General features: G+C 65.5%; 1 pseudogene. It reads right to left on the minus strand.

From position 1 onward, the window contains the following. A pseudogene (locus AB3X98_RS42210) lies at positions 1-255 on the minus strand (threonine ammonia-lyase, biosynthetic); the annotation flags it as partial.

The raw sequence follows: 255 nt of genomic DNA on the forward strand, positions 1-255 counted from the left end.
CTCGAAGCGGAACAGGCGTTCGTCGTGCGCGAGCGGCGAGCGTCCGCCCACCATGTAGCGGATGTGCTGCTTCGACAGTTCGTCGCCCGTGAGATCGACGCTCGGAAAGCCGTGATCGACGAAGGTCTTCGCGATCTGCTGCGACTCGCCGCGGTTGCGGATCTGCACGCCCACGAAGATGTGCGCGCGCTCGGCGTCGTCGATGCGGTAGTTGAACTCGGTCACGCTGCGCGTACCGACCAGCTCGCAGAAGCG

This window comes from Paraburkholderia sp. BR14312, from assembly GCF_040948675.1.
Taxonomy (GTDB): Bacteria; Pseudomonadota; Gammaproteobacteria; order Burkholderiales; family Burkholderiaceae; genus Paraburkholderia; species Paraburkholderia nodosa_A.